Source organism: Clostridium acetireducens DSM 10703 (assembly GCF_001758365.1).
GTDB lineage: Bacteria > Bacillota > Clostridia > Clostridiales > Clostridiaceae > Clostridium_C > Clostridium_C acetireducens.
This window is the reverse complement of the sequence record NZ_LZFO01000016.1, coordinates 1-20,491: the sequence shown is the minus strand read 5'-3', so window position 1 is coordinate 20,491 and position 20,491 is coordinate 1. Positions and strand designations below refer to the sequence as shown.

Annotated in this window: 18 protein-coding genes, 2 pseudogenes, 1 riboswitch and 1 other annotated feature; of the genes and pseudogenes, 5 read left to right on the top strand and 15 right to left on the bottom strand. The window is 26.9% G+C overall.

Annotated features, from left to right (window positions below):
* Positions 1-95: 95 nt before the first annotated feature.
* On the bottom strand, positions 96-1,541 hold the full coding sequence (locus CLOACE_RS06545; RefSeq protein WP_070110306.1) for an MFS transporter: 1,446 nt from the start codon (positions 1,539-1,541) through the stop codon (positions 96-98).
* Positions 1,542-1,964: 423 nt separating this feature from the next.
* Here CLOACE_RS06545 and CLOACE_RS06540 point away from each other — a divergent pair, with 423 nt between their 5' ends.
* The 3 genes from CLOACE_RS06540 (at position 1,965) to CLOACE_RS06530 (ending at position 3,280) form a co-directional block, all read left to right on the top strand.
* Positions 1,965-2,402: a hypothetical protein gene (locus tag CLOACE_RS06540; protein WP_070110305.1), complete on the top strand. Its 438-nt coding sequence runs from the start codon at positions 1,965-1,967 to the stop codon at positions 2,400-2,402.
* 29 nt (positions 2,403-2,431) lie between these two features.
* Positions 2,432-2,791: a hypothetical protein gene (locus CLOACE_RS06535; protein WP_070110304.1), complete on the top strand. Its 360-nt coding sequence runs from the start codon at positions 2,432-2,434 to the stop codon at positions 2,789-2,791.
* A gap of 147 nt (positions 2,792-2,938) precedes the next feature.
* On the top strand, positions 2,939-3,280 hold the full coding sequence (locus CLOACE_RS06530; protein ID WP_070110303.1) for a hypothetical protein: 342 nt from the start codon (positions 2,939-2,941) through the stop codon (positions 3,278-3,280).
* 156 nt (positions 3,281-3,436) lie between these two features.
* Here CLOACE_RS06530 and CLOACE_RS11960 read toward each other — a convergent pair.
* The 7 genes and pseudogenes from CLOACE_RS11960 to CLOACE_RS06500 form a co-directional block, all read right to left on the bottom strand.
* Positions 3,437-3,952 (bottom strand): annotated as a pseudogene (locus tag CLOACE_RS11960) (N-acetylmuramoyl-L-alanine amidase); the annotation flags it as partial.
* Between the two features lie 156 nt (positions 3,953-4,108).
* Positions 4,109-4,981 (bottom strand): annotated as a pseudogene (locus tag CLOACE_RS11955) (cell wall-binding repeat-containing protein); the annotation flags it as partial.
* A gap of 535 nt (positions 4,982-5,516) precedes the next feature.
* Positions 5,517-7,886: a homocysteine S-methyltransferase family protein gene (locus CLOACE_RS06520; protein ID WP_070110301.1), complete on the bottom strand. Its 2,370-nt coding sequence runs from the start codon at positions 7,884-7,886 to the stop codon at positions 5,517-5,519.
* On the bottom strand, positions 7,876-8,544 hold the full coding sequence (locus CLOACE_RS06515) for a vitamin B12 dependent-methionine synthase activation domain-containing protein (RefSeq protein ID WP_101495398.1): 669 nt from the start codon (positions 8,542-8,544) through the stop codon (positions 7,876-7,878). Before CLOACE_RS06515 ends, CLOACE_RS06520 begins: the two co-directional genes overlap by 11 nt.
* 4 nt (positions 8,545-8,548) lie before the next feature.
* Positions 8,549-9,442: a methylenetetrahydrofolate reductase [NAD(P)H] gene (gene metF / locus CLOACE_RS06510; RefSeq protein ID WP_070110299.1), complete on the bottom strand. Its 894-nt coding sequence runs from the start codon at positions 9,440-9,442 to the stop codon at positions 8,549-8,551.
* Between the two features lie 124 nt (positions 9,443-9,566).
* A riboswitch (SAM riboswitch) is annotated at positions 9,567-9,673 on the bottom strand.
* Positions 9,674-9,830: 157 nt separating this feature from the next.
* A complete protein-coding gene (locus CLOACE_RS06505) occupies positions 9,831-10,343 on the bottom strand; it encodes a GNAT family N-acetyltransferase (protein ID WP_070110298.1) in 513 nt (170 codons plus the stop codon).
* Between the two features lie 68 nt (positions 10,344-10,411).
* Positions 10,412-10,909, bottom strand: a complete 498-nt coding sequence (locus CLOACE_RS06500; protein WP_070110297.1) for a CPBP family intramembrane glutamic endopeptidase — start codon at positions 10,907-10,909, stop codon at positions 10,412-10,414.
* A 707-nt stretch (positions 10,910-11,616) separates the two neighbouring features.
* Between CLOACE_RS06500 and CLOACE_RS06495 the strand changes: the two genes are divergently transcribed.
* Complete coding sequence (locus tag CLOACE_RS06495; RefSeq protein ID WP_070110296.1) at positions 11,617-12,168, top strand: Uma2 family endonuclease; 552 nt, start codon at positions 11,617-11,619, stop codon at positions 12,166-12,168.
* A 320-nt stretch (positions 12,169-12,488) separates the two neighbouring features.
* Here CLOACE_RS06495 and CLOACE_RS06490 read toward each other — a convergent pair whose 3' ends face one another.
* Positions 12,489-13,802: a sodium-dependent transporter gene (locus tag CLOACE_RS06490; RefSeq protein WP_070110295.1), complete on the bottom strand. Its 1,314-nt coding sequence runs from the start codon at positions 13,800-13,802 to the stop codon at positions 12,489-12,491.
* Positions 13,803-13,855: 53 nt separating this feature from the next.
* Positions 13,856-14,058 (bottom strand) — a binding site (T-box leader).
* Between the two features lie 214 nt (positions 14,059-14,272).
* Here CLOACE_RS06490 and CLOACE_RS06485 point away from each other — a divergent pair.
* On the top strand, positions 14,273-14,518 hold the full coding sequence (locus CLOACE_RS06485) for an alpha/beta-type small acid-soluble spore protein (protein ID WP_070110294.1): 246 nt from the start codon (positions 14,273-14,275) through the stop codon (positions 14,516-14,518).
* A 209-nt stretch (positions 14,519-14,727) separates the two neighbouring features.
* Here the strand turns inward: CLOACE_RS06485 and CLOACE_RS06480 are convergent, their stop codons facing one another.
* From CLOACE_RS06480 to CLOACE_RS06455, 6 genes are all read right to left on the bottom strand, one after another.
* Positions 14,728-15,318 carry a DUF2238 domain-containing protein gene (locus tag CLOACE_RS06480; protein ID WP_070110293.1) on the bottom strand — a complete coding sequence of 197 codons (591 nt, stop codon included), beginning with the start codon at positions 15,316-15,318 and terminating at the stop codon, positions 14,728-14,730.
* 468 nt (positions 15,319-15,786) lie between these two features.
* Positions 15,787-16,107: a hypothetical protein gene (locus CLOACE_RS06475; RefSeq protein WP_070110292.1), complete on the bottom strand. Its 321-nt coding sequence runs from the start codon at positions 16,105-16,107 to the stop codon at positions 15,787-15,789.
* A 25-nt stretch (positions 16,108-16,132) separates the two neighbouring features.
* Positions 16,133-16,960, bottom strand: coding sequence for a hypothetical protein (locus CLOACE_RS06470; protein WP_070110291.1), 828 nt, complete (start codon positions 16,958-16,960; stop codon positions 16,133-16,135).
* Between the two features lie 5 nt (positions 16,961-16,965).
* Positions 16,966-19,164 carry a heavy metal translocating P-type ATPase gene (locus tag CLOACE_RS06465; RefSeq protein ID WP_070110290.1) on the bottom strand — a complete coding sequence of 733 codons (2,199 nt, stop codon included), beginning with the start codon at positions 19,162-19,164 and terminating at the stop codon, positions 16,966-16,968.
* A gap of 12 nt (positions 19,165-19,176) precedes the next feature.
* Positions 19,177-19,560 carry an HMA2 domain-containing protein gene (locus CLOACE_RS06460; protein WP_070110289.1) on the bottom strand — a complete coding sequence of 128 codons (384 nt, stop codon included), beginning with the start codon at positions 19,558-19,560 and terminating at the stop codon, positions 19,177-19,179.
* A 13-nt stretch (positions 19,561-19,573) separates the two neighbouring features.
* Complete coding sequence (locus tag CLOACE_RS06455) at positions 19,574-20,128, bottom strand: HMA2 domain-containing protein (RefSeq protein WP_084027568.1); 555 nt, start codon at positions 20,126-20,128, stop codon at positions 19,574-19,576.
* Positions 20,129-20,491: the final 363 nt, after the last annotated feature.

The window sequence follows — 20,491 nt, the reverse complement described above, 5'->3', positions numbered from 1 at the left end:
ATTACTTACTGACTATTAACTTTGTAATTTTTTACGTCAATTTTTGGGTGTAACTTATTTACAGAATTTTTTTAAATGAAAAAGGCACTAATTTTTTATGCTACTTTTCCAGAGGATTTTTTGCTGTTAATTTTAATTTTGTCTATTAAGGATATGGTAAATCCAATAAAGCAAAATATTGATGCTGATATATATACCCACTTCATTCCGTAAATAAATACATCATCTCTACCTGGTACATAGCTAAGCACTTTGTATCCTATTTTATAACTCATTTTGTTATATAAAATAGTAGTAGCGCAAGAAACTCCAAATATAAATCCAAGATTTCTTACAAGAGCATTTATACTTCCTGCTATTCCTAACTTATTTTTAGGAACAGTAGACATAACTAAAGAATTATTAGGGGATTCAAATAACCCGCTTCCTAAAGCTGAAACTGCTATAAACGCAATTATATAAGCTAAATCAGAATTTTCTTTTAAAGTAGACAGCAAAAATATTCCAGCACCCTGAAAAAATAAACCTGCTAAAGTAAGTATTTTTGAGCCTATTTTATCTGACACATAACCACTTATAGGTGCTACTAAAGAAAGTACTACAGGATGAGTTATCATTATTAATCCTGCTTTTCCCGGTGATATTTTTAAAACATCTTGCAAATAAAAAGGATGTATTATATTTATGCAACTTAAAGAACTATAAGCTATAAAAGCTAAAAATACATTTATAGAAAAAACCTTATTTTTAAATATACTAAGTTCCAACATTGGCTGCTCTGACCTTTTTTCTACTGATATGAAATATATAAAAGAAAATAAAGAAAGTATAAATGAAATAATAATAAATATGTTATTATACCCTACTTGCTGCCCTGTTATCATAGCTAAAAATAAAGTAACTATGCATATAAAAAATAAAGATGCACCCTTACTATCCATTTTTTCATCTTGAAATTCATTCTTTGGAAGTATCTTCATACTAAATATAAAAGTTATTATTCCTACAGGAACATTTATTAAAAATATATACTTCCAATGAAAAAAAGAAATTATAAGTCCACCTAATGGTGGTCCTGTCATAGTACCTAAAGCTACAAAAACTCCAGAAATCCCTAATGCTCTTCCCCTTTCATTGCTTGGAAAAACTTGAGTTATTATTCCTTGGTTAGTAGCCATAGTCATAGATGCTCCAAGAGCCTGTACCACTCTAGAAAAAACTAAAAATTCTAATGAAAAAGGAAATCCACAAAGTAAAGATCCAAATGCAAACATTACAAGACCACATTTAAATACAGTTCCTTTGCCTTTTATATCTGCTATTCTTCCAAAAATTAAAATGGTAGCAGATATCATTATAAGATATGTAGTAACTACCCATTCTATAGATGCCATGGATACATTAAAACTTTTAGCCATTACTGGCAACGCCACATTTATTATACTTCCATCTAAACAAGCCATAAAAGGCTGCATTACTACTATAGCTAGTATAAACCATCTGTTTTTATAAATTTTATCTTGCTGTAAGTTTGCTTCCATAAAAACCTCCTTAATTGCTAATCAATTTAAGCTAAAATATTATACTTATTATCCGTTTATTACTACCACATTATATCATTTAGTCATATTTATGTGAACCATATTCTTGTTAATTAGAATAGTATTACACATATATTTAGGAATTTAAAAAAATTACACACTAATAAACAAATTTTAAATAACATAGTTTCTATAAAAACATATAATACTATTGAATTTACTCAAACAATAAATTCAACTCTTTATACTAGTAGACAAAAACACTTATTTAAATAGATATTTGCGAAAAATGTTAATGCTTTTATAAATATTCATACGCTAGATGAAATTTAATGTAACAATTTTTCATTACCTTGATATTATATACTAGAAAAACAAATAAAGTTTTTTTATTAAAATAGAAAAAATTGGGGGTAATTGTATATGGAAAATAACGATATAAATTTAAACGAAGCTGAATTTGATTTAATGAAAGAATTTATGTCAAAATATCAATCTGATGCAGAAAAATTCTCCTCTCATTTTGATAAAGTAAAATCTGAAGTTGACAAAATGAAATCTGCCAGTGCTGATAAAAAATATGGTGCAATATGGTGGCCTGAATCTTGTATAATAGATTGGATAGCTAGTTCTGAAGCCACAATGCTTTTCTATATGTATCTTTTATTTAGTTATGGTTTCTTATATCAAATTAAGTGCTTGCCATGCATAGAAGAAAAAGCTGAAGTAGCAAAAGATGTTTTATGTTCTTTAGCATGTAAAGAACTAGCCATAGCTGATGTTTTAAATTCCCTTGCTTGCAAAATTGCAGTAAATAAAGGACTAATAAAATCAGATTGCCACTGTGATTGCAATTTTTAAATTAATAAATAAATTGGGGGTAATTGTATATGGAAAATAACTATAATAAATCAAGATGTTACTGTGGTGAATGCGATATGGATAAATTAATGACTTATTTTATACTATACTCTGAAGCTGGAATACTTGATGATATGGTAGATTTATTTGGTAACTTAAGTTATAATCTTGCATATTCAGATAAAGATGTAATGAAAAAAGGTAAAATATTAAAGAAAATTTTATGTGGTTTTTCTGCTAAAGAAAAAGCTATAGCTGAAGTAATAATGGCAGCTGCTAGAAAGAATGCTGCAGACTGTGGCTTAGATCCAAGTGAAGTATGTTGCAAATGCTGTGGAAAGACTAGACATGAATCTAGATCTAATTTTAATCAAAAAATGGGTTGTTAAATTTGAAAATTAATATAGAATTATTCTATATTTGATATAGATATTATAAAGCTGGTGACAAATTAATTTTATCATTAGCAAAAAGTCTATTTAGGCTATTTTAGTATAGCCTAAATAGACTCATTATTATAAATAGGAGGTTTTAAAATGACTATTCCTAGCAATATTAGCTGTAAAGAAAAATATACTACTGATATTTTAAAATCTGAATCGGAAATGGCTAAATGCTTAAGCGAATTATTTTGCTGTGATTTAGTACATGACATAAAAAAAATTGATTGTGTTGAAAAAAAAGCAGAAATTATAAAAAAAATATTATGTGCCTACTCTTGTAAAGAAAAAGCTATGGCTTGTTTAATAAATTCTTTAAGTTCTATAACCCCTACTCATACTAAAGTTAATGAAATTAGTCAACATTGTTGTAATAATGATATTTTATGTATTCTACTTATATTGTTATTAATATGTAAAAGATGTATTCCATTTTAAAACTTAATACTAAATCATAAAAAAATCTAATAGAATAAAATACATCACATTCTATTAGATTTTTAGTATTATAAAATATGTAAACAGCTAATGTATATTTAGCAAACATATTAAATACACATTGGCTGCTTATATATTTTATAATATTAGTTACTTTCCTAGTAAACCTCTTACAATAGCTTTAGCTATTCCATTCATTCCATATTTATTTAAAAGTTCCACATCATGAGGATTATCTATAAAACAAACTTCTATATATATAGTCGTAGCTTTAGTATTGTTTATTAAAGCTAAAGATCTATTTTTTATTCCTCTATTTGTAAAACCTAGCTTCTCCATTTCTTTTAATACCCTATCTGCTTCTTTTACATATTGTCCTCTATAAGTAAATATTTCTATGCCATTTCCTTGACCTCCAGAAACATTAAAATGTATTACCACATTCATATCTGCATTTACAGATTCACAAATAGCCACTTGTTTATTTAATGATTCTACTAAAGAATCCGCATGGTCTACACGGACTAAATTTGTACTTTGTCCTGCAGCTTTTAGTTCTTTAATTAATTCTTCACTTAATTCTCTAGTTAATACTTCTTCCCTTAATCCATTAATACCTTGAGCTCCAGTATCTCTTCCCGTTAATGTATGTCCAGGATTTACATTAAATAATCTAGATTCTTTTGGCTTTGAATTTAATTCTTCAGGCTTAGGTTCTGGTTTAGGCTCTGGCTTAGGTGATGGCTTAGGTTCTGGTTTTGGTTCTGGCTTTATTTCTACTTTTGATAATTTATCCACTATATTTTCATTTACTGCACCTAATAATATAATATTACTGCATTTTATACTATCTATATATTGTTTTTGATTAGATAAATTATATCCATTAGTTAAAATTATAGGTGCTTTTAATTTAGATGCAAGAGAAGTACCAGATAAAGCATCTGGGAAATTCTCTCCACTAGCTAATATAACATTGCTAGAATTAGTATTAAAATATTTATTTACACTTAAACAAGTCTCATATCTATCTTTTCCATATATTCTTATAGGAGTTTTACTTATTAAAATTTTAATTTCATTTTCTATATTACTACTTAATACTCCTTGTCCACCTATTAAATATACTCTATCAGGATTTACACTCTTTAAAATTTCTTTGCATTGATTAGATAAATCTCCTTTAGAATTTAATAATATAGGATATCCATTTATAGATGCAGCACTAGACACACTTAAAGCATCTGGAAAAGCTTGTCCATTAACTATTACTACAGGTGTTCCTTTAGGTACATTTAATTTTCTAACTACATTTTTATTAGTTTCGTATCTATCCTTTCCCCATAGCCTTTCCACATTATTATATCCTAACTTTTTAAAATAACTTTCATAACTATAACTTACTGATCCATTTCCCCCTAAAATATATATCTTTCCACTTTTATCTAAATGATTTTTTATGTACTTTATTGCACTAGAATTCTTTGATAAATTGTTTTCCACAAGAAGAATAGGTGCATTTAATTTTTTAGAAAGCACACTTCCTGAAAGAGCATCTGGAAAATCTTTTCCGCTACTTAATATAACATTATCCACCTTTCCCTTTTGAAATTCATTTGCAATACCAAAAGATGTTTCATACCTATTTTGACCCTTAATCTTTTGAAAATTGTATTTAGCACTTACATTATTAAACTTCATGCTTATAGCCATTGTTAAAATAAACACCACAAATGCTAAATTTTTTTTAAACATACAAAATTTATTCAACATAAATCCTCCTTTTCTAAATATACCTAAGTAAAAAAATGTAATCATTTTTTTTGTATAACTCTATGTTATATTTCGACACAAATATTAATTTCTTTAATAATTTATAAAAAAAGAATTTAGATGTTAATAAAAAAATTGATATAATTTAAAAGAAAAATAATTAAAAATAGTTTGTATAAAAATAATAACACAGACTCATAAAGAGATTTTGTAAATAATTAGAATGACTTTTAGACAATCTTAGAATAAAAAAATAAAAAAACTCCGTAATTCATCACAGGACGTGATGAGCCAATTTCCGCACCAAGGACGGTGCATAAATTAGGTAGGAGTTTTTTTATTTTTTATTCTTAGATTGTCTTAATGAAATGACTTATTTACAAAATCTCTTTATGAGTCTGTGTTATTATTTTTATACAAACTATTTTTAATTATTTTTCTTTTAAATTATATCAATTTTTTATTAACATCTAAATTCTTTTTGAGCTATTTTAACTGCCTCTTGTGCATCTTTGGCATAATAATCTGCCTTTATCATTTTTGCATATTCTTCGTTAAGTACTGCTCCACCTACAAAAACTTTGCAATTAATATTATTTTTTCTAAGAGCTTTTATTGTTTCTTCCATGCTTTTTACAGTAGTTGTCATAAGTGCACTTAGTCCTACTAGTTTAATATTATTTTGTTTGGCTTTTTCAACTACTACTTTTATAGGAACATCTTTTCCTAAATCTATAACTTCAAAGCCATAGTTTTCTAAAATAACTTTAACAATATTTTTCCCTATATCATGTATATCACCTTGTACAGTAGCTAAAATAATTTTTCCTTTGTATATGCTGACTTTTCCTTCAATCGATATTTTTTCTCTTATAATTTCGAAAGCATTTTTTACTGTTTCTGCTGATTGTATAAGTTGTGGTAAAAATATTTCTCCTTTTTCATATTTTTTACCTACTATATCAAGGGCTGGTATTAAATATTCATCTACAATTTCCATGCTTTGCTTTATTTTTAAAAGTTCCTTTGTTTTTTCTTTTGCTTCTTCTTTTATTCCGCTTATTATTATATTTTTTAAATCTTTAGTATTATTTTCTTTATTAACTTCTTTTTTATCATCTATATTAGAATAATTTTTTACATAGTCTTTTGCATCTTTATCTTGATTTGCAAGAACTTTAAAAGCATTTATAGTTTCTATTACATCTTTATTATTAGGATTTAGTATAGGCGCATCTAGTCCCTGAGCTAAAGCCATTGCTAAAAAAGTTTTATTTAATATGCTTCTATTTGGAAGTCCAAAAGATACATTGCTTACACCAAGAGTAGTTTTTACATTGAATTTATCTTTTACCATTTTTACTGCTTTTATTGTCTCCATAACTTCTTTTTGCTGAGCAGATACTGTAAGTACAAGACAATCAATTATTATATCTTTTTTATCTATTCCATATTCATTAGCCTTATTTATGATTTTTTCTGCAATTTTAACTCTATCTTCTGCTTTAGAAGGAATGCCTTTTTCATCTAAAGTTAAACCTATTACTACTGCTCCATACTTTTTAGCAATAGGAAATATAGATTCCATAACCTCTTCTTTTCCATTAACAGAGTTTATTATAGGTTTTCCATTGTAAATTCTCACTGCTTTTTCTATAACCTTTGAATTAGAGCTATCTATTTGTAATGGTAAATCAATAATAGATTGTATTTCCCTAATAACTTTAATCATTACTTCTTCTTCATTAATTTCAGGAAGCCCTACATTTACATCTAAAATATCTGCTTTAGCTTCTTTTTGCATTATTGCTTCATTTAATATATAATCCATATTATTTGTTTTTAAAGCTTCTTTAAACTTTTTCTTTCCTGTAGGATTTATTCTTTCTCCTATAATTTTTACTTCTTCCCCTAATAAAACTGTTTTTGAATAGGATGTTATAGCTGTAAATTCTTTTTTCTCAATTTCTTTTACTTTAATATTTTCAACTTTTTCTACAGTTTTTCTAATAAAATCATCATTAGTGCCACAACATCCTCCTAAAATTCTAGCACCTTTTTCTGCTATGGTTTTCATATAACTAGCAAATTCTTCTTCTGTAATATCATATACTGTTTTATTTCCATCTACTCTAGGTAATCCTGCATTAGGTTGTACTATAACTGGAATAGATGAATACTTTAATATTTCCTCTACTATAGGCATAATCTCTTTAGGACCTAAAGAGCAATTTAATCCTAAAGCATCCACTCCAAGTCCTTCTAGTACTGTTACCATAGTAATTGGATCTGTGCCAGTGAAAGTTCTTCCATCTTCTGCAAAAGTCATTGTACAAAATACAGGCAAATTACTGTTTTCCTTAGCTGCTAATACTGCTGCTTTAGCTTCATAAATGTCAGAAATAGTTTCTATTAAAATAACATGGCAACCTGCTTTGCTTCCCGCTACAACTTGTCTTTTAAATATTTCATAAGCTTTTTCAAATTTTAAAGTTCCTATAGGTTCCATTAGTTGTCCAATAGGTCCTATATCTAAAGCTATATATTTTTCTCCTTTAGCACTTTTAGCTATATTAACTGCCTCAGTTATAACTTCTTCTACAGAATAACCTGTATTTTTAAGTTTTAATTCATTAGCACCAAAAGTATTTGTAATTATAATATTAGACCCTGCTTCTATATATTTTTCGTGAATATCCTTTATTATTTCAGGATGTAATATGTTATAAGTCTCTGGTATTTCTCCCGCTTTTAGCCCTCTATTTTGAAGCATAGTACCCATAGCGCCATCAAAGAATAAAAATTTATTTAATAAATCTTCTTTAATTCCCACAATAGCTTCCTCCTTTTCTATAAATACAACTACTGTACTTATTGCAATTTCTACAACTAGGATGTTGCCTTTTAATACTTTTACTTTGAAATCCTATAAAAGCAGTTACAGATTTCCTTGGAATTAAAATAAAATCTTCTGTAGCTGTAAGTCCTATTTTTCTATAAGCATCCAACATATTTAATATATTTCCCTGAATATCTATAGTCAAATCTCCGTAACCTGGACTATATCTATAAGTTATATTTAAATTTAATTTATTTGCTTCTTTTTCTATTTCTTTTTCAGCAAAATCACAAAAACTTTCTATATAAGCAGTAGCACAAGCATCTAAAACCAAGGCTTTAGTTAAATTTATTCTTTCATAATATCTTATTTTACTATCTACCACACTTCCTAAAGTAGCAGCAAAAACAGCACATTTACTTGAATTCTTTAAATGATTTTTTATATCTTTACCTTTTAATACTAAATTACTTTCTAAAAGCTTTATTCCATTAAAATATTTTTCAACATCAAACATTTTAAAAGTATATCTAGGTTTTATATATGCCTTAATTTCTTCAATAGACTCATCTATTAAATTATTTAAATTACTATCAATATATTGATTTCTATATCCTAAATATCTTAAAACTTCTTTTTTATCAACATGCACTATTTTAATTGCTCCTTTCTATAGCTTTAACTATAGAATATATACTATCCACTATTCTTTTAGCTATATCTGGTTTATTCATAGTATATATATGAATTCCGCTAACCCCTGAAGATAGCAAATCTACTATTTGTTCCACTGCATAAGCTATACCTGCATCTTTTAAAGCTTCTGGATTATTTTCATACTTATTCATTATTTTAATAAATTTTTCTGGAAGAGATGCTCCACAAAGTTTTACTATTCTTTCAATTTGTTTCTTATTTACCACAGGCATAATTCCTACTTCTATAGGAGTTTTTATATCTAAAGCTCTAGCTCTTTTCTCAAAATCATAGTAAAATTTATTATCAAAAAATAACTGAGTAATAAGAAAATCTACTCCTATATCTACTTTATTTTTAAGGTTTTTTAAGTCTGTATTTAAATCCTTACAATCTATATGTGCTTCTGGATAACAAGCTGCTGCTATGCAAAAATCCTTATTATTTTTTATATGATTAATTAAATCTGAAGCATAAGTAAAGTGAAGTGGATTAGGAAATTCAAAACTATCATCTTCTGGTAAATCTCCTCTTAAAGCTAATATGTTTTCCACATTATTTTCCTGAAGTTTTTCTAGCACATAATTTATATCTTTCTTAGTAGAAGTAACACAAGTTAAATGTGCTAAAGGCTCTATATTATACTGATTTTTAATTATAGATGCTATTTCTATAGTTTTATTATCCACTAAACTTCCTCCAGCACCATAGGTTACACTTATATAATCTGGGTTTAAAACAGCTAAATTATCTATAGTTTTATATATAGTGTTAATTGAAGAAGCCTTATTAGGTGGAAATATCTCAAAAGAAATAACTGGTTTTTTACTTGAAAATAAATTTTTTAAACTCATAAATAATCCCCCTTTTAATAAAAAAACAATAAATACTTATTAATTAAAATTGCAATATTTTTAAATATAATAAAAGCTGCTCTTCAGTAAGAAAAGCAGCTTAATTTCTTGAATAACGCTATCTTTCTTATCTTTCAAAATCAAAGATTCTGCAGGATTTGACACCGATGTATTATAAATACCGGTTGTCGGGCTTCATAGGGCCAGTCCCTCCACCGCTCTTGATAAGAACTCTATTATATTTTATATGTATTAATATGTTAAAATATTTATATATTAAATAAAAAACACTTTATAACTAATACTAATCTATTTTTGTTAATTATATTACTTCTATAATTATATGTCAAATGATTTTTAAAATTTAATTTTTTAAAGAAACTTCCTTTTATTTATGAAATTCTCTAGCTAACTTGTCTAAGCCTTCGTCACAAACTCTATAAACAGTCCATTCATCCATAGGAATTGCTCCCATTTCTTTATAAAACTCTATAGATGATTCATTCCAATCAAGGCACCACCACTCAACTCTTTTACAATCTCTCTCCACTGCCAATTTACCTAAAAATGAAAGTAAGCACTTTCCAAATCCTTTTCCCCTCATTTCTGGTCTTACATATAAATCCTCTAAATATATTCCTGGCTTTCCTGTAAAAGTAGAAAAGTTATAAAAAATCAATGCAAAACCCACTGGCTCCTCATTATATTCTCCAATAATAACTTCTGCTGCCTTACGTTTAAATAAAGAATCCATAAGTATTTCTTCCGTTGCAACAACCTCATGTAAAAGATTTTCATAATCCGCTAATTCCTTAATAAATTTAAGTATTAAAGGTACATCCTTTTCCTCTGCAAATCTTAATCTATATCCTTCTATACTTGTATTTATAACTTTTCCCATATTAACTCCTCCCATAACAATTGGTATTATTTATTAAGTATAATATGCTATCAATGTAAACTAAAATTTTAAATTAAATATAGCAAAGTTGAAATTGTATTTCTCAAACAATGTATCCAAAACACAACCCCAAAAGCTGAAAAATCCTTTTTCTTATAAAGCATATAAGAATATGCCAATACTAATCCTATTAAAAACCCATACACCATATATATAACACTATAACAATGCGACATTCCAAAGGCAATAGATGATATAACAATCAAAATAGCCTGTCTATACTTAGAAAAATTTATAAAATCCAATACTTCAATAACTCCATATTGAAATACTAATGTTTCAAGAAGTGGTGCTAAAATAGATGCAATTAAAATTTTACCTATAAACGAAAGTTGGTTTATATCCTCTGCTGCTCCCCCCATTGGACCTATATGTTTTTCAGCTAAATAAAACAACGGTATAAAAGGAATTATTATTAAATATGTTAAAGCTGTCATTACAATAATAAATTTTATAGGTGATAAACTGCTTAAATAACTATTAACTTTTCTTAATCTCTCATTCATATATTCCTCCTATAATTTTATAATTTAATTATATATTTCCTACATAATAATAATATCATTATTTTTGTATTAACGGTAGTATATTCGAGGAGCAAGAGTAATAAAAAAGTTAAATAAATTTAAAAGGTATGTATCATTTTTTATCGAATTAATTAAGAAGTATTGATATTTCTTACTATTATAATAAACCAATGTTTTCTTCTTTTCCGCTATCTATTGGATAAGATTCGTTATTAATAAGGCAGCGATTATAAAAAATTTTCATAAGAAAATTCATGCGATAGCATTTGGGGCTATTGATTTTCTAAGATTAATAACAGTACTTTATATTTTAAAATTATTTACGACGATAGTCATTTAGTTGAAAACTGTTATTACTTAATTTATAATTAGTGCATAGATAAACTATAATTTAAGTGACGCTCTAAATCTTTGATTTAGTTAGCGGAACTTACTCCTACGTAGAGTAGCGAAGTAGGAGTTTCCTTTAGTTTATGATACTATAAATGCCTATATATCAAGTTTTGTATCATTATGTATAGAGGATCTATAGATAATGAAAATGAAATAACAACACTTAAAGCAATAAGTTATGTAGTTCTTTTTTATTTTTTCTGTTAAGATGATTTAGAAATTGTCTTTATGTTATAATTATTGTAGTTATTGTGTATAGCATAAAAAAGTGAGTAATGGAGAGGTGAAGTAATATGTATGCTAAGAATATACATTACACAGAGGATGATTTTGAAAATATTCAGGCTAATTATAATGGTAAAGCTGAATATAGTAATGGATATATTATATTATCATCTAATACTTCCATTCAGCATAATAAAATAATATCAAGATTAAATTTTAAATTAATGACATTTCTTGATAAAAGTAAATGTGATGTATATACGGAATCTATTGAAGTGATTTTTAGAAATAATGAAGAAGTATATAAGTTTAAACCAGATGTATTTGTAATGTGTGAAAAATCTAATAGACAAGGTGAAAGTTTCACATCATCTCCAAAGGTTATATTTGAAGTTATTTCAAAAAGTACTGCCACTCATGACTATATAACAAAGTTAGATGTTTATCAAAGATTTGGTGTTCTTGAATATAATCTAGTTGAACAAGACGGGTATATAGTGCAATATTCATTAATAGATAATCAGTATAAAATAACAAATGTTTTTAAGAATAATGATAATTATATAAGCACAGTTTTTCCAAATATCTCTATAAACCTAGAAGATATATTTAAATTCTAGAATAGATTATTATAATTTAAATTAGGATATTATTAGACAAAAATGGCTTAAAAATTATGAGGCTATATAGGTAGATTAACCTGTATTAAATTTGTTGCTATAAAAACTTACCCTAGAAAAAAACTTTTGCGTGAAGAACTTTTAACTGTTTGAACAAACGTGAGTTTTAAAAGTTTAGCAAAAGTTTTTTTCTATGCTTTAGCTTTTAAGCTACAAATTTTTTTAAGGTGAACTCTAGCTATATATCCTCAAAATTTCCAATCTATTTTCATATAATAATATCCTACCTCTAATGTGGCAATAATTCTAAATTACATCTATTATCCTATTCCATTATATATAGCTCCAAGTATTAGAACTAAAATCCCTGCACCTGTAAATACATATTTAGCAACTGGTTCAAACCACTTTCCTAAAGGCTTTTTTGCTCCAATATTTATATCTTCTCTAGCCTTATTAGAACCGTATACCCAGAAGAAACATATAGAAGCAATTATAGAACCTAATGGTGCTAAGAATATTGTAATAAAGTCTGCACATATTCCAAATCTAGCCATGCTTAAATCTAAAGGTACTCCTATAGCAAAAGCAATTAATCCAACTATTATGCAGCCTTTAAATCTTGAAACTTCAAATCTATTCATATAAGCTTCAGTACTTGCTTCTAACATATTAATTAAGGATGATACTGCTGCAAATATTATGCTTAAGAAGAATAATACTCCAAATAAGTATCCTAGTGGCATTGATTTAAATATAAATGGCATTGTTATAAATAATAGAGATGGTCCTGCTGATGGATCTAATCCAAATGCAAAAACTGCCGGTATAATTACAAATGCTGCAAGTAGTGCTGCTAATGTATCAAATATTGCTACTTGAATTGCTGCCTTTGGTATATCTACATCATCTTTTAAATAACTTCCGTAAACTACCATTCCTGCTCCATTTAAGGATACTGTAAAAAACGCTTGTCCTAAAGCCATTATCCAAGTTTCAGGTTTTAATAAGTATGACCATCTTGGAATTAATAAGTACTCAACACCTTTCATTGCTCCAGGCAATGTAAGAGTTCTTACTAATAAAATTAAAAATATTATAAATAGTCCTGGCATTAAAATTTTATTCATTCTTTCAATTCCCTTGGTGACACCTAATATTACAATTGCTATAGTGAAAACTACCGCTATAAAGTGCCAAATTATACTTTGTTGTGTTCCTGCAAAATTCTCAAAGTATTTTGGAATATCTACATAATTAAAACTTCCTTTTACTGATGCAAAGAAATATCTGAAAACCCATCCTACTACTACTCCATAAAATATTAGTGTTCCAAAAACGGCTAATGTTGGTATTACACTAATTTGATTTCCAAAAGGTTTATTTTTTTCCTTAAATACTTCTCTAATTCCTTTAAGAGATCCACTTCTTCTTGATCTACCAAAACTAAATTCACCTATAAGTCCTGTAACTCCTAATAAAAAAACAAATATAAAATACGGTATTAAAAAAGCTGCTCCCCCATATTGTCCTAATTTCCAAGGAAACATCCATATATTTCCTAAACCTATGGCTGAACCTAAGCAGGCTAACACAAAGCCTATTTTACTAGTGAAATTTTCTCTTTCTACCATACTGCCTTCCTCCTAAAATATTTTTTTATAAAAAAAAAAGACTTCTCTTATCCTTAAAGGACGAGAACTCCCGTGGTACCACCTTAATTCGCATATTAAATGCCTCTTAGTCACTTATCGAATGACAGCCGTAATGCTTTCACATTAAAACTCCAGAACCGCAATTCACAAATTTTTGTAACACATAATTTTCACCAACCACTATGCTCTCTACATAATACACAAAAATTGTTACTAATTCCTTCTTAGTTATTCTTCTATACTACCATTTTACTTTTTATATAAATATACCTGAATTATATCATAAAAAATTGAATTTGTATACTAAAAAATTAAAAATTTTACCTACATATAAAAATGTAATAAGTAAAAAATATATATAATGCTTCTTTAAATTATTGTAAAACCTTAGAAATAAGCATACTTTAACATATTTTATAAAAAATTTAATTAAAGAAAGGAGAAAATTTATGTCAAGAAAAAGACCTTTAGTTCCTGGTGTAGAAAAGGAATTAGATAAATTTAAAATGGAAGTAGCAAGTGAAATGGGACTAGAAGATAAATTTAATTCCCCAAAGCCTAAAAATAGACCTTACATGGGAAATTTACCTTCAAATATGGTAAATAAAATAGTTAACTCCGGTAACGTAGGTGGTGAAATGGTTAGAAGAATGGTAGAAGAAGCAGAAAAAAATTTAATAAATAAAAATAAGTAACACTTAATTAGGTTATTGAATAAAAAATAAAAAAACTCCTACCCAATTTATGCACCGTCCTTGGTACAGAAATTGACTCATCACGTTCTGTGATGAATTATGGAGTTTTTTTATTTTTTTCTAAGATTGTCTAAAATTTATTTGAATTATTTACAAAATTTCTTTATGCTACTGTATTATTATTTTTAATTATTTTTTCTCAAATTACGCTACATTCTTTTTTTAAATATAATATATCCATATACTCCAGGTATTATAGAACCTAACAAATCTGCTATTAAATCTACCATGGTATCGGAAACACCGGAAAATTTTACACCTTGCATATCTAAACCTACTAAATTATCTATAGCAAATTCATATATTTCCCAAATAACGCCACAAAATGTAGCAAAAGAAATTATAAAAATCAATACAAAAATAGGATTTAAAATTAAATTTTTACTATCTGTACACTTATTAAAGTTATCAATAATAATTAATGCTATAACACCAAGTATTACTCCAGAAAATATATGGAGCATTGTATCCCACCAAGTATATCTATAAAAATTTTTTAAAGTTCCAAGATACAAGGATATAAATACAAAAAATATTATAGAAAAGGAAAGAATTTTATTACATTCTTTTTTTAGTAATCTTCCTAATATTTTAGGGAGAAATGTTAAAAATAATGTAACTATTCCAATTAATAAAAAATAATAGTTTTTAGTTAAAATACTATTAATAATATTGAAACATACTAAAACTCTAATAGCAAAAATCAAAAAATTATATAAATTAATCTTTAGTTTAATCATAATATTCCTCAAACTTTCCTAATATTTAAATTTATTTTATGCTTTTAACAGAATTTTATTAAAATTTCACTTAATATTTATTAAATTTTACAAAAATACATATTCACTGTATAATTTAAATAATTAAAAATAATCTATATGAAAATAATAAGCCTAGACCCATAAAGAGAGTTTATAAATGATTTGAATGAATTTTAGACAGTCTTAGAATAAAAAATAAAAAAACTCCGTAATTCATCACAGGACGTGATGAGCCAATTTCCGCTCCAAGGGCGGGGCGTAAATTGGGTAGGAGTTTTTTTATTTTTTATTCTTAGAGTGTCTTAATGAAATGACTTATTTACAAACTCTCTTTATGGGTCTAGGCTTATTATTTTTATATAGATTATTTTTAATTATTTTTTCTCTCTATTTATATCAATTTAAAATAATATATAGCTGTTGATACTAGTACCAACAGCTATTAGATTATTCTTGTTCTATGTTTACAGTTTCTTCTTTAACTTCTTGTAAAGGTGCTTCTTCAATTTGTGCTGCTGCTTGTTGTTCACTACAGCTCATTTCTTTTTCTGCAATAATGTCTTCTAAAAGTTCTTTTGTTTCCATAAGTTCTTCTATAGACATTCTTGAATAGTCTTTTGAACTAGAAGTTGGAACATTTATTCCTTGATTTCTTAAAAAACTATCTACTTGATTTTGATTTTTTTTGTAAATATAATAACCTACTGCGCATACACCTACGCCTACTAAAGCTCCTTTAATATGGTCTTTATTAATACTTGATAACATATGTATCACTCCTTTTTATATGAATTTAAATATATTGAAAGCCTTTTTTATTGGCTTTTAATCTAAAAAATGCTTGTCCATTTTGAGGTTTTAATCCTTTTCCGCAAAATACATTTTTCACATCACAAAAACCTTTATTTTCACTTTCCATAACCTTTGAAATTAAAGTTTCCATAAAATCTTTTTTATCATATGCTTGATTTCCTCTTAATAAAGATACATCGTAATAAACTTCCTCTGTATAAGTATCTCTTAGCTCTCTGAATTGAAGAGTTACTTGGTCATAAGAAAAGTCAATTAAATGTCTTCCAAAAGCCGCTAACCATGTAACTGCAGAAGCCTCTATGAAATTATCTTTATTTATTGAGTTTATAAGATACATAACAGATACTATTTCAGGGTCAAAAGAACCTTTTTCACTTATTTCTACTAAAGCATGCTTACCAATGGCTGCTACGGTACTTCCTACTGCAATCCAATTTAAAAGATTTTCAGCAGTTTTAGTTGGACTTGCTATTTTATATACACCTGCTACTAAAATAGATATTAAAGAATAATATGCTAAATTAGACATACCTTTTTTAGGATAATTATATATTATTTTTATAGGTTTTAATCTATTTTCTTTTGAAAATATTAAAGCTAAATTCACTATTAACTCGTCCATTCCTACATAAATTGGATTAAAATAAATCAATATAGATTTTGTTATATTATTGTACTTGAAGCATTCTATTCCTGACACTTTTGTAAAAATACTCTGAAAATTTTCTATGTTTTTTATAGGCTCGGATATTTTAACTCTTATCCTATTAGGTAAAGTATGGACTATTATAATAGAAGCACATTCCACTTTATCTACCCTCTTTCCATATCATAAAAAAGTAATCTTAAAGAGTTAGCTATTACAAATATAGTACTAGAATTATGAAGTACTGCTCCCCAAAATACAGGAAGTACTCCTACCGCTCCTAGTAAAAGCCCTATGGTATTTATACTTATAACTAGTCCAAAATTTTCATTTATTATATTCATAGTTTTCTTAGACATATCCACTACTGTAGGTAAAACCATAGGGTCGTCTCCTTGAATTGTTACATCTGAAACCTCAATAGCTATATCTGTTGTAGTTCTTCCTAAAGCCACTCCTACATCTGAATACGCTAAAGCTGGTGCATCATTAACTCCATCTCCTACCATAATAACCTTTGAACCTTTGGATTGAAGTTTCAAAACAGACTTAGCTTTATCCTCTGGAAGCAATTCTGCTTCAAAGCTATCTACATACATTTTATCTGCTACTATTTCTGCCTGTTCTTTACAATCTCCTGTCAATAATACAATATCACTGATACCTTGATATCTTAAATTATTTAAAGATTTTTTCATATTTTCTCTCATTTTATCTTGTATACCCAAAATACCTATAACCAAATCATTTTTAGCCACATATATTACACTTTCACCCTTTGCTAATAAATACTGTTCACTATCTTTTAATACATCATTTATTTTAACATAATTTTCAATCATAAATTTTCTACTTCCAACCCTTACTATATCTTCTCCTATATTAGTTTCAGTACCTCTAGCAATATATGTTTTAGTTTCTCCATGCTTTGGAATAATATATCCTTTTTGTCTAACCTTTGTTAAAACTGCTAATGCCATTGGATGTTTTGATGTTTCTTCTGCTGCTGATGCTATTTCAATAACCTCTTTTTCAGTTATATCTGTAGAAGCTGTTTCTATACTTGATACTTGAGGTTTTCCTTCGGTTAATGTTCCTGTTTTATCTAATATTAAAGTATCTGAATTTGACAATGCTTCTATATAATTTCCACCTTTAACAAGTACTCCATTTTTAACTGCTGTATTTATAGATGCTGAAAATGCTGCTGCTGTAGACAATCTTATTCCACAAGAATAATCTATAACAAGCATGTTTAAAGCTCTTTCTGCACTTCTAGTTACTAAATATGTAATTCCCGATAACATAAAATTAAAAGGAATTAAATAACTAGAAAATTTATCAGCATAATTTTGAATTGGAGCTTTTTTATGAGAAGCATCCTCTATAAGACTTACAATTCTAGATACTACAGTATCATCTCCTGCTTTTTCTGTAGCTACAGTTATATTTCCATTTTTAACTACAGTACCTGCAAATACCTTATCCCCTGTTCTCTTTATAGCAGGCATAAATTCCCCTGTTACAGCAGATTGATCCACTACTGCTTCTCCACTTAAAACATTACCATCTACACATATTTTTTCTCCTGTGTGTATAACTACATTATCCCCTTTTTTAATTAAATCTATTTTCACCTTTTTAACAGAACCGTCCTCTAACTTTTTCCACACATATTGTTCATTTAAAGAAAGCATATCCTTAATAGAATTTCTAGTTTTTTCCATAGTATAAGATGTTAATAACTCTGCTGCATCAGATAATAATATTATAGTTAAAGCAGATACATCTTTTCCTGCTAATATACTAGCTACAATAGAAGTTGCCGTTAAAGTATCTGCATTAGGTTTTAAAAAATTTTTTAAAGCTGATAATCCACTTTTAAAAAATGGAAGAGATAAATAAATACTAGCCACAGCTGGAACTGTAGTGAACTTTTCTAAAACAGTAGATGCTACTACTTGTTTTTTATTAAATATAGAATAAGTAAGTGCTCCTGCAGTTAATGTTATTCTTTTAGCAATACCCCCTACAGACTCTTTTTCTATACTTCTTTCTTTAATAGTATTTTCGTACAATTCTTCTCTTTCCAATTTATACGCTGTTAAAGAATATTGGGATAAACTTTCTTCTACTATTTCTAATATCTCACAGTCACTTAAAAGCTTATCATCGTAATATATTAACAAATTTTTAGTTATTATATTAACTCTACACTGTTTTATATATCTAATATTCTCTAACTGAAACTTTATTTTTTCTTTATATAAATCAAGATACTTTAAAGCCCTACATCCTAATCTTATTCTTCCAGGAATACTATGAATTACATTACATTTAAATAAAGGCATTCTTTTTTTAATCATAGTATCACCCTTTTATTTTATATATTTAACTTCTTCTTTTAAGTTTTTTTCTAAATATTCCACAACCATCTGAAAATTACTTTCTATATTATCTTTTATAAAATCAAAGTTATCTACTTGAAAAGACACAACTTTTTTTATCCAAGATAATATTTTTTCTTCTGTTATAATATTACTTTGGTACATTATTAAAACAGTACCTAATACATAATTAATAGTTATTTCATCTACTCCAGGAAGAATTTTTATAGCTTTAATAATATATTTTTCGTATATTCTAAATTCCTGTGATAAATTTTTTAAATAAGGAACTTTTACTCTTAATCTACCAGGTATACTGTGCACTACCTTAATTTTATTTAAATGCTTAAATATAAGTAATTTTAAATCAAACATAATTGTATAACTCCTAACGTAAATTAGAATTAGCCCACCAAAGCAAAGTAATTCCTCCAGGCATAACATCTGGTCTAGTCTTTACTCTATAAATTCCACTAATAAGTAATAGTGATAAAATTATAGTTTCTAAATCTACTATTCCATTTGTTTTTTCATATATTGCTCTATTTAGGCTATCTTTTATATTAACTATTTCTTTTTTTATAATAGATTTAGGCTTTTTTTCTATTTCTTTTTCTAAGTTTAATAATTTCACAATAACCGCAATAATAATTACAGCATCTAATTTTTCTTTATCATATTTTATAAGCACACTTCCTGTTATAGTATTAAATTCTACATAATTTATGTATTGTATTTTCATTAATTGAGATATAAGCATTTCTTTAATATCTTCCCTATTTTTAATTTTAGGAGAATAAAGCCTTAACCTACCTGGTAAAAAATGCTTTACTTCTAAAATATTTTTAAAATTAGGTAATCTATCTTTAGAATTCTTATCATTTTTATGATGTTGCACTATAGAAGACAATATAGAGCCATATAATATAAATCTTGATAACACAGTATTTCCTCCCTTCTTTAGTAAATTACAATTCTCTTTAATCCTTTCACATCGTGAAATTGATAATCATTATCATAAATTAATTTAGCACATATTTCTTATATTGTAAATACCCCTTATATTTATTTTCTATTAAAATCCTTATAATTTTACATAGTTTGTTAAATAAAAAATCATTGAGATAATTTAAATATATAAAATGATTAAAAATAATAAGCACAGTAGGGCATAAAGAGAGTTTGTAAATAAGTCATTTCATTAAGACACTCTAAGAATAAAAAATAAAAAAACTCCTACCCAATTTATGCCCCGTCCTTGGGGCGGAAATTGGCTCATCACGTCCTGTGATGAATTACGGAGTTT

Coding starts and splice junctions, on each gene's coding strand:
- CLOACE_RS06530 (WP_070110303.1), top strand. CDS start 2,939: ATGACTATTCCTAGCAATATTAGCTGTAAAGAAAAATATACTACTGAT.
- CLOACE_RS06475 (WP_070110292.1), bottom strand. CDS start 16,107: ATGTTATCAAGTATTAATAAAGACCATATTAAAGGAGCTTTAGTAGGC.
- CLOACE_RS06500 (WP_070110297.1), bottom strand. CDS start 10,909: ATGAATGAGAGATTAAGAAAAGTTAATAGTTATTTAAGCAGTTTATCA.
- metF (WP_070110299.1), bottom strand. CDS start 9,442: ATGAGTTTAAAAAATTTATTTTCAAGTAAAAAACCAGTTATTTCTTTT.
- CLOACE_RS06490 (WP_070110295.1), bottom strand. CDS start 13,802: ATGGTAGAAAGAGAAAATTTCACTAGTAAAATAGGCTTTGTGTTAGCC.
- CLOACE_RS06545 (WP_070110306.1), bottom strand. CDS start 1,541: ATGGAAGCAAACTTACAGCAAGATAAAATTTATAAAAACAGATGGTTT.
- CLOACE_RS06480 (WP_070110293.1), bottom strand. CDS start 15,318: ATGATTAAACTAAAGATTAATTTATATAATTTTTTGATTTTTGCTATT.
- CLOACE_RS06495 (WP_070110296.1), top strand. CDS start 11,617: ATGTATGCTAAGAATATACATTACACAGAGGATGATTTTGAAAATATT.
- CLOACE_RS06535 (WP_070110304.1), top strand. CDS start 2,432: ATGGAAAATAACTATAATAAATCAAGATGTTACTGTGGTGAATGCGAT.
- CLOACE_RS06460 (WP_070110289.1), bottom strand. CDS start 19,560: ATGTTTGATTTAAAATTACTTATATTTAAGCATTTAAATAAAATTAAG.
- CLOACE_RS06505 (WP_070110298.1), bottom strand. CDS start 10,343: ATGGGAAAAGTTATAAATACAAGTATAGAAGGATATAGATTAAGATTT.
- CLOACE_RS06540 (WP_070110305.1), top strand. CDS start 1,965: ATGGAAAATAACGATATAAATTTAAACGAAGCTGAATTTGATTTAATG.
- CLOACE_RS06465 (WP_070110290.1), bottom strand. CDS start 19,164: ATGATTAAAAAAAGAATGCCTTTATTTAAATGTAATGTAATTCATAGT.
- CLOACE_RS06485 (WP_070110294.1), top strand. CDS start 14,273: ATGTCAAGAAAAAGACCTTTAGTTCCTGGTGTAGAAAAGGAATTAGAT.